Source organism: Blastomonas aquatica (assembly GCF_014639875.1).
In the GTDB taxonomy this organism is placed as follows: domain Bacteria; phylum Pseudomonadota; class Alphaproteobacteria; order Sphingomonadales; family Sphingomonadaceae; genus Blastomonas; species Blastomonas aquatica.
In genome coordinates this window covers 832,137-845,156 of the sequence record NZ_BMGD01000001.1, presented here as the reverse complement: position 1 = coordinate 845,156, position 13,020 = coordinate 832,137, and the positions used below count along the sequence as shown (strand labels likewise).

Sequence of the window (13,020 nt, the reverse complement as noted above, 5' to 3'; positions counted from 1 at the left end):
AATGTCATCTTGGTATGCCTTACTTCGTCCTATGTTGATCAAATTCCGAAATAATCGAGCTCAATTGATCAAAGCGCAATTCCCCGAAATCCAACAGTATAATGTGCTCGATTTGGGAGGATCGATACATTTCTGGCAGGAGGTGGGGGATGTTCTCAAGCCTAAATCCGTGACGATAATGAATATCGCAGCAGACCATCAATCAGTGGGCGATGACGCGTCTCATGATCATATCAATTCGATTGTACTTTATGATGGTAAAAACATACCGTACGGCGACAACGAAATCGACCTGTTAATTTGCAATTCAGTGATGGAGCATGTCCCGAAGGATGAAAGATTAGCGCTTGTCAACGAAATTGAACGTGTTTCCAAGCGATATGTTGTGCAGACACCGGCAAAGAGCTTCGTGGTCGAACCCCATTTTGTGATGCCCGTTGTCCACTGGATCCCACGGCCACTAGGACGAGTTATGGTAAACCTGAGTCCGTTAGCTATTTTCAACGGACCACGTTACGCCAAGGCGATGTTTGATGAGGTAAACCTTTTGAACCATCGTGAAATCACCTCGCTCTTTAAACAGAGACGGATTGTTCGTGAAATGTCGCTCGGCATGACGAAGTCATACATGGTCTTCAAGGACTGAACCAAGGTTTCTATGGCAATCATATTTATTGAAGCCGGGGAAGAGATTTCTCGGCCGAACCTCTCGACTTTTGCGAACGCTTTATTTTCCGACCACTGAGACTTTCGTCATCCGCGACAAAACCAATATGGCAAGCCCAGTTTCAGCCGTCGCATGGCGATGCGATTGCAGCATTTATAGGATAGCGCCTTAAAGGGTGTGCACACAAAAATGCCCTCGCGCATTTGCCACTATCCCGGCTATGGAACACCGGAACCGGCGACCGGCCAGAGCAAAACACTGACATGATAGTCGCTTCAGCGGCGGGTGAGTCAGCATGTCAGATGGCCCGGACGATCGCCACGACAGCAGGAACGCATGTTGAATAATTTTGCACCAGGCCGTTATCGAGCCCCCCATCAAGCCCAGCGACCGCAAGAAAAGCATCTGCTTGCGATCGGTGGCAATGCAGCAGCCTATTTGACATTTGCGGCCCTGTGCACGGCCTCGTTTGTCTATGCGTTTTTTGCTGACTTTTTGGGGGGCGCGGGAGAGACCGCTCGTGTTGTTGCGATTGTCAGCACTGCGGGATTGACAATGACAGGCGCTGCAATTTGCCTGTTCAGAGGCTTAATTTTGGCATCACTGATATCTGTTGCCGGCCTCATGTCTGTCTTTCTCTTTTTATACATATTTTCGATCAACTCGGGCGTTCCATTTACCCTTAACTCGGGGGGAGAATACATAGGCCTTACGTTCACCGGTTTATTTGCGCTCACTTTACAGGATCGAACTTATAAGAAGCTTATGAAGTGGTTTTATACGCTTTGTGTTGCATACGCGTTTTTTTACCTTGCCGCTTCTGCTGCGGTGAGAATTGGACTGATAGATACCGGTGGGGTAGCGCGGGCCATTGTGACCGCAGACGACGCCGGTCGTGGGAACCGTCTCCACTCAGCATCCCTGCTGCTTTTGTACGGTACTGGGTATTCGATTGCGAGCCTAAGAGCGAGATTTTCTGTCGGTGTCTTGCTTCTAACGGGATTGTTTACGTTGTGCTGGATAGCCACCGAATCAAGGTCGATTACGTTGCTGGTTCTCCTGACGATGCTTGGGTATGCACTTATAAGGAATGCTGCCCGCCTCGGGCGCATGACATTCATCGTCTTCGCTGCTGGTTTAGCGTTTTCTCTAATGCTGATCATCGACCCCGACTTAAACCCATTTTTATATTTTGGAGATCAGTCAGCATCAGTTCGCACAAATTCCATTGATATTGTCTCCCAATCGATACAGTACTACTGGCTTACCGGGGCGGGTATATCGTTCGGCGTAGAAAATTACAAACCGTTAACGGGAATTACCTACTTCTTTCCTGGCGACATTGGCTTAATAGGTATTTTTTATACCTATGGGGTTTTGGGATTATTGCTATACTCGTGGCTTTGCTATCTAGGTTGCATGAGCTATAGAATGGTGTGCGATGCCATTGGTGATTATACTATCGCTACTGCAGTCGCCTTGACATGCATCGTTTATGCATTGTACAGCCTACAATCTCCGCAATACAACGGAGGATCGTCTGGCTCTGTTTTTGCAATGATGCTGATTGCGTTAGTGCTACACTTACGCCGTGAGAGATCCTTCCGGAAACGACGTTAGTGATTGCAATCGCGGCGAGCGGTTGCGGGTATCACCTGCTCGTCACACGATCTCAGGTCAACCGGTCCAAACGCAGTGAGGCAATCGAAATCTCGGAGGCAGTCTGAGCATCGGGCCCTGCTACGTTAGCGATCAGGCGCATGAGATAGCACCCGGCTGGTATATCGATCAATGCTCCCGAAGCAGCCTGTCCAGGCTGTAGCTGGCTGGGAAATTCACCAAGGGTCGTTGACGCGGTCTCGTTAACGCACTCTGCCTTCCAGCGTAACTGGGCACTCTGCTGGCCTGCAGCGGACCGAAGTTTGTAACTGAACTGATAGCGCGCTGAGGGTGTGACCATAAATGTCCGCTGGGCTGCGCTTCCCGCGGCGAACGGCGAAACCACAATCGTCAGGTTGCCCTGGCGATCAAGCGATGATGATACATCAACCGACTGATTGAACTTCCATGCAAGCGGGCCCATCCGGCTATCTAGATTAACCTTTGACCACCCAGCCCGCTGAAACGCATTCTGGTCGAGGCCCGCAAAAGCCTCGCGGGCAATGGCAAGGGCCTGCGCCCCGTCGCCTCTTGCAGCAAGCCGATATACAATAGATGAAAATGCCTGATCAAACACGCCCCCTGCCATATCTGCAAGGACGGGTCGCACCAGGCTTGCCGCGTTATCCAGATTTGCTCCCGCCGCTGTTCCTACGAACGATGGGGTCCAAGACGCCCCTCGCACGATGTAAGGCCGTACAGCCGCCCGAAATTTTGCGCTCGCAAGCGCCGGGACCATCTGCGGGAACAGCACCTTCTGCAAGTCGGGTCGCACCAGCATCGCTGCGTCATAGTGGACCAGCGCCTTGACCGGATTATCCTGACGCCGATGGTATTCGGCCAGCCACAGTTCGGTGATGCTGTCACGGCGCGAGACGCGGTGGGCCAACTGCATGGAGCCAAACGCCGCCGGGGTCCTTCCGTTGACCTCCTCATGCACGCCCAGGGTTCGCAGCAGGACGCGGTTGAGGGGGTCCTGACGCAGACCCGCGCGGGCGTTGCTGGCATCGTCTGCGCTGGCGTTGAACTGGTTGCGGGCCACCATGCGGTCGGTCATCGCGCCGGCCACTGCGCCCGGATCGGTTGGGCGCGCGCGATAGGCTGCCTCAGGGTTGGCCCGGCGCATGTTGCTCGCCAGCGAATAGTCGAACGCCCCATACGCGAGCACCAGCGCAGCGAACCCTAAGGGCCAGCGCGCGGCCCGCGCTGCGGGCGAGGCAGCCTTAATCACAGGGCCACCATGCTCACTGATCAAGGTCCTTGCGGTCCTGGCCATAGCCATAGCCGTAACCATAGCCATAGCCGTAACCGTAGTTCATCGATCCTTCGCCGACCTTGGTCAGCACGACGCCCGACAGGCGAGCATTGGCCATGACCAGACGCTGGATCGAACTGCGAATGCCGCGCACCGCTGGTCCAACCGATTCGACGACATACACAACGCTCTCGACCGCCTTGGCGATCAGCGGCGCATCGGTCATGCCCAGAACCGGCGGCGCATCGATCACGATGTTGTCGTATTCGGTCAGAGCCTGCGCGATCAGCATCGACAGCCGGTCACCGCTGAGCAATTCAGCCGCACTCGGGGGCGACCGTCCGGTCGAGATGATCGACACGTTCTTGAGCTCGGTCGGCTGGATAAAGCTCCGCCATTCGTCCTCACCCGCGAGATAGTTGCTCAAACCTTTTTCGTTGGTCATCCCCAGCATGCCATGAACCGATGGCGAGCGCAGATCCCCATCGATCAGAAGCACCTTCTTGCCGGTGCGGCCCAGCACAATCGCCAGCGAGAGCGAGGTCGAGCTCTTGCCTTCGCTGGGACGCGTGCTGGTGATGGCCAGCGACTTGGGGAACCCGTGGCTGGTCGAAAACGACAGGTTCGAATGGATCGAGAAATACGCGTCGTAGAGCGCAGACTTGAGATCCTGCATCTCCTCGGCCGCGTTCCTGTCGACCTTCGGGGTGATACCCAGCAGCGGCAGGCCCAGCAGCGCATCGACCTGGGTCGGATCGCGAATGCCTTCATCGATCTGTTCAAGGCCAAAGGCGGTAGCACCGGCCAGCGCGATCCCGAGGAAGGTGGCCACCAACAGGTTCAGCAACAGATTGGGCGAAGACGGTCGATCGGGAATGATGGCGGGCTCGACCACGCTGATGTTGTTGACACCCACCTGGCCGGCAACGCCGATTTCCTTATAACGCTGCAGCAGCGCATCATAGATTTGCCGGTTGGTATCAGCATCGCGCAGGAACGCGGCATATTGGATGTTGGCCTTGTTCTCGGTGTCATAGCCTCGCTTGAGCGATTCGACCTGTGCGCGCAGCTCGGCTTCACGCCGCGATGCTTCGCGATACTCGGACTGGCGCGCGCGCGAAATGCGCTGGGTTTCCTGCGAAATGGCACCGTCGGCAGCCGTCAGCTGCTGCCGCAATTCCTGGACCGTCGGGTGTCCGTCTTCGAGCTGGACCCGCCTTCTGGCATATTCTGCCGCGATCGTTGAACGCTGCGATCGCAAATTGGAGAGCGTAGTGCTGGTAACGGACTCTGTGGTCGATTCACCGGCTGATGCACTGCGCGATTCTGCCGCAATCCGCGCCGCAGTGGCCTCGTTCAGCGCGGTTGCCATTTCTGCGAGCTGCGATCCTGCCAGTGTCTGGTTGGAAATTGTGCGCCCCTCGCTGTCCTTGGTCTCACCCAGCGTCACGATGCCGTAGCGCGAGGCATAATCGACCGCCAGCTTTTCGGATTCGTCGAGCCGCTGCCGGAGCGTAACCAGCCGCTCTTCGAGAAACTTGCGCGCATCGGCAGTGGACGCATACTGACGGTCCATGCTGGTCGAGATGAACGCAGCAGCCCATTCATTGGCAATCCGCGATGACAAAGCGGCGTCACGGCTGGTATATTGAACGTTGACCAGCTTAGAGTTGCGAATTGGGACAGTTTCCACATTATCGAGCAGCAGCTTGACGATCAGGCTCCTGTTTTTATCCCTGATCTGCTGCGCGGACAGGCCTGGCGCCTTTTCGGTCAGAACATCGCCATCGATACCATGAGCGGTCAGGAACGTCTCGTTTTCGTAAAGCGCCAGGGAGGCAGCAACACGCTCGGCCAGCGGCCGCGCGGTCAGCAGGTTGTACTGCGTCGCATAGAACTCCTGGTCCTGCGGCGTCGTCTGGGCCTCAATGCCCTCGACCATCGTGATCTGCTTTTGCTGGCGATCGACCTGGATCTGGACCTGCGCGGTGTACTGCGGTGACATGAACAATGTCGCGACCACACTCAGGACGATGCACCCCAGGATGATGCCGAGCATCAGCCAGCGCCACCGCATCACGGTATACCAATATTGCAGCAGCATCGGCGGCACCGAAGGACCGGTGCCGGTACCCGCGTTCGGATAGCCCTGCTGCGATTCTAGAGCGCCAAAATTTTCTGTGTTTTGCATGTCTTATCCAGCGCTTGCGTCAGTTTTGGCCGAGCAGGAAGATCAAGGGACCGACGATGGGCGGTACCACCGTGAAGAGGTCCTTCATGTTGCGCCGCGCCTGCGAATCGCCGACAACGACCGTATCATTGGGAAACAGTTCGGGGTCGGCATACTGGCCGCGCTCGATGGCCTTGGCATCGTACAACGCAGCATATTGCTGGCCGCCGACCTTGCGGAACACCAGCACCTCGCGCTTTTTGGAGAACTCGGTCCATCCTTCGGCCCGGGCGATCGCCTTGAGCAGGGTCATGTCCCCAACAATGGGATAGACGCCGGGCCTCTTGATCTCACCGCTGATCGCGACCACCTGGCTTGAGGTTTCCTTGAGGTTCACGGTGACCTGCGGATTGCGCAGATACCGGCCCTTGAGCATGGCTTCCATCGTCCGAGCGGCTTCGCCCGGGGTTTTACCGGCCACTTCGACTGTTCCGATCAGCGGGAATGTGATCCGGCCACCTGCGTCTACCTGGATTTCCTCCAGCCGCAGATCCTCGTTGCCGAACACGTCGATGCTCAGCATGTCATAGGGGCCGATGATGAACGCACGCGGCGATGCGGCGTAATCTGCCGCGCTGGGCACCGGCAGCGAATCCGCCTGAACCATCGAGAGGTTGGTAGCCCCGCCAACCTCTACCGGGCCGCCAGTCGCGCACGCTGCGCACGCAAGCGATGCGAGCGCCGGGATGAAAATCTTACGGGCACGTTCAAACATTGGCTTTTCTGCCCTTAACTTCGCGAATTGCGTGATTTGGCCGACAAGACCACACTGTCGCCAGTGCAAAAACCGCCGCCATGATGGGTGTCCTTAGCGGATAATCAACAGTGCTCGCAATGGCCAAAACCAGTACCATGATCAGCCCCAGACGGTTGAACTTGCTCTGTGTTCCCCGCGCTCCTCGGCAGCGCCAGACCGCGACGACAAACATGACCAGCGCAGCAGCGAGCAGAGCGGCACCCGGGACACCCGCCATCAGCGCCACTTCCAGCCAATCGTTGTGCACGTGGTTGGAATAGCTCGCGCTCAACAATGCGCTGGGTTCGTGAATCTGGTAGACCTCGGCATAGCTGCCGACACCCGACCCCCAGGGCAGATAGCCCGGCAGGAACGCCATAACCTCTTCCCAGACCGAATAGCGCAGATCCTCGTTGATCAGCGCCAACCGCTCGACCGCGACATTGCGCGACATGGTCACACCGATCACGCCGATCCCAGCGATGACCGCAGCAATCGCGGCCCCCGCCACGATTTTGGAACGCGAGCCCGAGCGGAACCAGCGCGACGGCAAAAGCCCCAGCTGCATCGCTGCGACGCTCAGAACCGCTACACCCGATACAACAAGCCCCATCCGCGACCCGGTGACAAACACGAGCGGTACAACAGCGATGGCCAGAGCGGCCGTCAGAATCCGAAGAAAACCGCCATCGAAACCGAAGCGGTCACCTGTTGCCGCGATCAGTGCCAGCATCGGAAAGAGCATCGCCAGCAGAGCTGCCTGATGGTTGCGGTTGGCAAACAGGCCCGGTGGGGTATCCGACATGATCGCATAGAGTTGGACATTGATACCGGCAGCCTGCATCACGCCGACCAACCCGCTGAGCAATGCTAGGCCCGTCAGCGCGACCAGCATCCAGAACGTATCCCGGTCATCGAGCTGAACGGCCAGGAAGAACACCGCAATCGGCGCGAACAGGGCATAGAAGGCATTCCACGCACCCCCTGGCACCATCGCCAGCGGCAACCAGATATCGGGCTGACCGGCGAGCGTTTCGATATCCAGGATGATGCCGCGCCCCGCCAGCGTTTGCCAGACCGATGGAGGCAACGGGACGAGATGGGCGATCGTCAGCACGACGATCGCCGCCATCATCACCAACGGTGCCCGATAGGTTCGCCATTGTTCAGCCGTGGTCGTCGCGATCGCGTAGAATGCCACGAGGATCGAGATCGGCCTCAGCAACAGCAGGCCCGGAATTTCCTTGCGCGAGCTGCCGCCGAGCAGAAACACCAGCGCCAGGAACGCCAACAACACCCAGAACGCACGGCTTCTGCGGTTACCGCGCTGCGGGGTCTTGGTTCTCGACAGTGACTTGGATTTGTAACGCCGACCATCGGCGCCGATCTTGGTCGTCGCCGGTTTCTTGAGAAAATCGAATGCCATCAGCGCGAAATCCCCGCGCTTGCGATGATCTTGCCACGTGTCCGAAGCCAAAGCACGGTGGCTGCAAAAACCAGAAGGGATCTTTCGGGCTGATCCGACGATAAGGCGGCGCGATTGCTGTGAAACTCGATTGCCACTGCGTGCTAAACTTTCTCAACCGGGTTACGCAACCTGTCACCAGCGACCGCCGGTCGCATATCGCTACGGCTTTGCTGGGAAGCATGGTTTTGCGCAAGTTTTTTGTCGTTAACGCCTGTGCCAATGCCCCATTGCCCCCGGGTCGGCGCCATAGTCACACGCTGGGCAAACCCGCTTGCCCAAATCGACAAGCCGTTTTCTCGTCGGGATCAAACGCATACACCGCGACCGATCCGCCACCCAGCCTTCCGTTGACGTGGCCCTGCCAACCAGGGTTGGTATTCATCGCCGCTTCGCCAAAGCTGCGGCCCGGGCTGCGCATGGCATAGCCGGCAACCAGGCCTGCTGAGTTGACAGCGACAATATGGTCGAACTGGCTTGCCGTGCCGCGCAGCATCCCACCGATCCGCCAGCCGCCATCGGGCAGCGCTACCGGCAGTCCGACCGCGCCCGAACAGCTGCGATCGCGCAGGTTGAAACCCGCAGGCATCGGCTTGCCCAGCAGCGCCGCCCATTCCGGGTGGAACGGCGCAAGCCTGCTGCGGCGCAGAAAGTCGAACGTGTTCAGCGTCGTGGCATCCGGCTCCAGCATGATGACGCGCAGCGCAGCGATATCTAGCGTACTCGACAGGATAGCGGTCCGCGCGCCCACCCGGTCGGCCTGATGGCCGCCGCCAAGGAACTGCTCACCCGACTTGCCGGTTGCCACCGGAGAGAGCCCGGGGCTGACGATCATCGCCTTGACAATGAAGGGCTGGCTGGCAGCGATGACCAGGCCGAACAGCAAGGTGCCGATTGCCGGGATTTGCCGCGCCCATGGACGATCCACCAGCGGCAAAGCCCCTACCAGCAGCACGATGGTCATCCAGAACATGTCTGCAGATGTGCCGTAGCGGCTGGTTGCTGCCGAATAGACCGGGCACTCGACGCCGCGGCCATACGCGGTGACCGCAGCCGTTCCGACCAGAAAGGCAAGCAGCGCCATCAGGAAGCCGACGATCGGTCGCTGCCGCTGCTGCGGATCGAACAATGCCCGCAATGACAGGAACGCGCCGACGAGCAGCCCTGTATACCCCAGCACGCCGGTGACAATCAGCGTCGCATCGGTGAAGCTGGCGGTACGAAAAACGATCCGCGCGATCGGCGCGCCCAGATAGACCCCAAGATACCCCAGCATCGATCCGATGCTCTGCAACGACAGATAGCTCTGCGCCTTTTGCGTGTCGTACACATCGGTGCACAGCACGTCCTCGCTGCCGGTTGCCAGCAGCAAGTAGACGCCGATGATCGCAGCGCCGCCGATCGCGGCCGTTGCAATCGCTTTGCCCGGCCGGCCCAGAATGAAAGCGAGCGGTGCCAGCAGAAACCCAGCCAGAATTCCGTTGGCCATGGTGAAACCGGCGGTCGCGGCGATGGCAATCGACAGCCACAACCCCTTGCTCCCCTTGGCGAACGCCATCGCGGCAAAGGCGAAGGTCGCCAAAACGAACACCCCGACGATCTGGACGTTAAACGCGCTCATGAAATTGGCCACCGGATAGGCCCAAAGCAGCATGATCACAGCAAAGCCCTGATACACCCACGACAGCCCCGACTTGCGGCAGACCCAGACGAGGAGCCACGCATCGGCGACCAGCAGCAGCACCGTCATACCCATGCTCAGCGCTGATGAACCCGACGCCAGCCAGATATCGGCCGCATAAATCAGCCGCGGTGCCATGCTGACATGCCCGTTAAGCGAATCGAAGAAGCCGCCGAGAACCTGTTGATTGGTTAGCAGCCCCCAGCTGTCCCAATGGGGAACGCCGATATACGTCCGCACAACCAACAGAATGAGAAGCAGCCCGGTGAAAGCTCCAACTCCAAACCAGGCCAACCGCACCAGTGAAAGCCAATTGCTCTCTTTATGGAAACGCCCCTTGAATAGTGAAACTTGCATCACTGCCCAACCAAACTTGTATAAAACCGCATAATCCACCCATGAATTCGATTTGCCGCCCCATGACTAGAGGCAAAATCGCTCGAACCGTTTAGCGTTCCAAACAAGCTACCTCACATATTAGGCGGTTGCCATGCATTGACGTTGCTCGCCCAGGGGCGGTGCGATGGCACCTTTGGCAAGCCAGATCTGGACCTTACCCGAGGAGGCAACAGGTCGGTACTGCTCTGCCAAAAAGTCGTCCAGAATACCAACACCACTGCTGCGCGCGCTGGCATTAGGCTCGGCGACGTCATCGAAGCTTGAATCACGCACCACCCATCTCACCCGATTCCTCCGCAAATCGGCAATCACCTGGCGCTGGATATCCGCCCGGGTCTGAAGGCCTGGATCAAAATGATGCCAGTGGGTTCCGGGCAGTCTGTCTGCTGCGTGATACAAGATCATGGGGTTAATGAATATCTTGTCGTGACGATTGAGGCCGACAAATATCTTTTCACTTTCGCGAGAATGAGCCCGTATATAACGACCCGTGCGTATATAGTCAGCGTTCAAACGTACCGCTGCGGAAGCTTGGAAGGTCGAGCAGTCCCCCGGCTCTTCAGGTGCTCCAACCACCCATCCTATGAAAGTTCGGTCAGGATGTACAAGGTCCATCACCAGTTCACGACCCAAGCCAAGCGCCGGGATGGCGCCCACGATCAAGAACACTGCAACCGTAGCCTTCCCCGCCCCTTTCACAACAGCACGTTCAACCAGTATCCCGAACAAAACTGTGGCAGGGATAATGGACATGAACATGTGTGACGTGCTCACGCGTACCATTCCTTTGTAATAAAGGATCACAGTCATGGTAAGCATCAACACTAGGACCGGAAATTGCTTTTGATCGAGCGCTTCGGAATTTTTCCAAGGACGGCTTCGAGCCATATCGACCAGCGCGATTGCGACCACAAAAACTGGGAAATAAACTGCCAATTGCTCCGGATTGGTGCTTAAAATCTTAAACCCAGGAAAGGGCAAACTCCGCATATCAGAGTAATATCGCAACGGATAGTGAATGATATCGTGATAGAAATCTGCAAAGTTTGCAACACCAAGATATACTGCCGCAAATGGCAGAAAAAAAACTGCGGACATTGCGCCGTAGACAAAAACTTTCTGAAGCGCGTTATTGATACGCTCACTTATCGATTGACCCTGTGCAAGCAATAGGATTGCTACGCAGTGAGAAACCAATATAAAAAAGCCGCCATCATAACGGAACAGCGCAGCAGCACCAGCACATAGACCCGCTAGAGCCGAACCCAGCAAGGTGGGTGATCGCTCATTCCATAGCAAAAAGACCGCACCGACCAATGCCAGAAGAATGACGGGGTAAATCGGATACAAATGGGACTGGAAGGCGATCAAAAATGCCAAGCATGCTATTAGAGATACGGTGATCGCAATAATACCTGCCCGCTTGAACTGGACCAGATAGACACAGACCACGATCGCTGACATAACCGATACGCTGTAAAGTCTCGGAAATATCGGATTTTCGCTGACGTAATTTAATATTGCTGCTACTAGATAATTCTGGCCCGGCCCGTAAGTCGAATAGTAATCTCGATGAGGGATTTCCCCATTCAAGGTCCTCATTGCACCAGTGAAAATAATTCCTTCATCGTATACATTCAGATCGCGCACCATCAATCCGAGCAGTGCCAAAAACGATACAAAAAATACGATAATTGTGGAGCGCCATGGTGAATTCGCAAAGAAAAACTGCATGTCGCCAATGTAACGGCTTTGTGGCGTTGCATGCATCATTGGTTCGCGTTCCTGCGCCATGGTTTCATCGGTCGCTACACTGGACGGGCCACGGATGGAACGCCTTTCTTTCTGAGCGTTGAAGCCCTTCCCGCTTCCTTGTTGCACTGCACCCAAAGCATGCCTAATGGTCCCACGCTGCTAAAAGGGCGTCATTCGCCCAGAGGATGTGACGCGTGGACAAGAAGATAGTGATCACCGGGGGCGCGGGGTTGGTTGGACAGAACCTGGTCGCCAAGCTCAAGCAGCGTGGCTACACCCGGATCGTTTCAATCGACAAGGCCGCGAACAACTGCGCGATCCTGCGCGAGCAGCACCCCGATATCGAGGTGATCGTCGCCGATCTGGCGCGCGAGGACGGCTGGCAACACGTGCTGGCCGATTGCGACGCACTGGTCCACGGCCACGCCCAGATCGGTGGGCTGGTGCCGCAGGAATTCGTCGACAACAACATTCTGGCCAGCGAACGCGTGATGGCAGCGGCAAAGGCGCACGACGTGGCTTATGTGGTCAACATCTCGTCCTCGGTGGTCAATTCGCTCGCGGTGGATGACTATACCGAAACCAAGAAAGCGCAGGAAAAGTTGGTCGCAGAAACCGGCATCACCCAGATCGTGCTGCGGCCGACATTGATGTTCGGCTGGTTCGACCGCAAGCATGTCGGCTGGCTGGCGCGCTTCATGGAAAAGGTGCCGGTGTTCCCGATTCCCGGCGACGGCAAGTATCTGCGCCAGCCGCTGTATGTCGGCGATTTCTGCGATGTCATCGTCTCGGCGATCGAGAAGAAGATGACCGGCGCGTACAACATCACCGGGCAGGAGCGGATCGACTATGTCGACCTGATCTGCGCAATGAAGCGCGCGACCGGGGCCAAGGCGATGATCGTCAAGATACCCTATGGCCTGTTCGCGATGCTGCTGCGAACCTATGCAGTGTTCAGCAAGAACCCTCCGTTCACCGAGAAGCAGCTCAAGGCATTGTCGACCCCGGACGTGTTCGAGATCATCGACTGGCCCGGGATCTTCGGCGTGCGCGCCACCCCGCTCGACGAGGCGCTGGCCGAGACCTTCGGCCATCCGGTGTACTCGAAGATTGCACTGCAGTTCTGATCACGGCTAATTGCCGGACCGGGCCTGCCCGATCATGTTGAGGCTT

9 protein-coding genes are annotated in these 13,020 nt (G+C 57.1%); 3 read left to right on the top strand and 6 right to left on the bottom strand.

Annotated features, from left to right (window positions below):
- Positions 1–31 precede the first annotated feature (31 nt).
- Positions 32–646 (top strand): class I SAM-dependent methyltransferase, encoded by a 615-nt coding sequence (locus IEW00_RS03910; RefSeq protein ID WP_188513006.1) that lies wholly within the window; start codon positions 32–34, stop codon positions 644–646.
- A 357-nt stretch (positions 647–1,003) separates the two neighbouring features.
- On the top strand, positions 1,004–2,287 hold the full coding sequence (locus tag IEW00_RS03905) for an O-antigen ligase family protein (protein WP_188513005.1): 1,284 nt from the start codon (positions 1,004–1,006) through the stop codon (positions 2,285–2,287).
- A gap of 52 nt (positions 2,288–2,339) precedes the next feature.
- Here the strand turns inward: IEW00_RS03905 and IEW00_RS03900 are convergent, their stop codons facing one another.
- From IEW00_RS03900 to IEW00_RS03875, 6 genes are all read right to left on the bottom strand, one after another.
- Positions 2,340–3,452, bottom strand: a complete 1,113-nt coding sequence (locus IEW00_RS03900) for a hypothetical protein (protein WP_188513004.1) — start codon at positions 3,450–3,452, stop codon at positions 2,340–2,342.
- A gap of 118 nt (positions 3,453–3,570) precedes the next feature.
- Positions 3,571–5,772, bottom strand: a complete 2,202-nt coding sequence (locus IEW00_RS03895; RefSeq protein WP_188513003.1) for a GumC family protein — start codon at positions 5,770–5,772, stop codon at positions 3,571–3,573.
- A gap of 19 nt (positions 5,773–5,791) precedes the next feature.
- Positions 5,792–6,526 carry a polysaccharide biosynthesis/export family protein gene (locus IEW00_RS03890; RefSeq protein WP_188513002.1) on the bottom strand — a complete coding sequence of 245 codons (735 nt, stop codon included), beginning with the start codon at positions 6,524–6,526 and terminating at the stop codon, positions 5,792–5,794.
- Positions 6,519–7,973 (bottom strand): O-antigen ligase family protein, encoded by a 1,455-nt coding sequence (locus IEW00_RS03885; protein WP_188513001.1) that lies wholly within the window; start codon positions 7,971–7,973, stop codon positions 6,519–6,521. Before IEW00_RS03885 ends, IEW00_RS03890 begins: the two co-directional genes overlap by 8 nt.
- A gap of 292 nt (positions 7,974–8,265) precedes the next feature.
- A complete protein-coding gene (locus IEW00_RS03880; protein WP_188513000.1) occupies positions 8,266–9,933 on the bottom strand; it encodes a hypothetical protein in 1,668 nt (555 codons plus the stop codon).
- Positions 9,934–10,170: 237 nt separating this feature from the next.
- Positions 10,171–11,973 carry a hypothetical protein gene (locus IEW00_RS03875; protein ID WP_188512999.1) on the bottom strand — a complete coding sequence of 601 codons (1,803 nt, stop codon included), beginning with the start codon at positions 11,971–11,973 and terminating at the stop codon, positions 10,171–10,173.
- 68 nt (positions 11,974–12,041) lie between these two features.
- On the opposite strand from IEW00_RS03875, the gene IEW00_RS03870 reads away from it, so the two are divergent.
- Positions 12,042–12,974: an NAD-dependent epimerase/dehydratase family protein gene (locus tag IEW00_RS03870; RefSeq protein ID WP_188512998.1), complete on the top strand. Its 933-nt coding sequence runs from the start codon at positions 12,042–12,044 to the stop codon at positions 12,972–12,974.
- Positions 12,975–13,020: the final 46 nt, after the last annotated feature.

Excerpts from the sequence above, each read along its gene's own strand:
- IEW00_RS03885 (WP_188513001.1), bottom strand. The coding sequence starts at position 7,973 with ATGGCATTCGATTTTCTCAAGAAACCGGCGACGACCAAGATCGGCGCC.
- IEW00_RS03900 (WP_188513004.1), bottom strand. The coding sequence starts at position 3,452 with ATGCGCCGGGCCAACCCTGAGGCAGCCTATCGCGCGCGCCCAACCGAT.
- IEW00_RS03890 (WP_188513002.1), bottom strand. The coding sequence starts at position 6,526 with ATGTTTGAACGTGCCCGTAAGATTTTCATCCCGGCGCTCGCATCGCTT.
- IEW00_RS03905 (WP_188513005.1), top strand. The coding sequence starts at position 1,004 with ATGTTGAATAATTTTGCACCAGGCCGTTATCGAGCCCCCCATCAAGCC.
- IEW00_RS03895 (WP_188513003.1), bottom strand. The coding sequence starts at position 5,772 with ATGCAAAACACAGAAAATTTTGGCGCTCTAGAATCGCAGCAGGGCTAT.
- IEW00_RS03910 (WP_188513006.1), top strand. The coding sequence starts at position 32 with ATGTTGATCAAATTCCGAAATAATCGAGCTCAATTGATCAAAGCGCAA.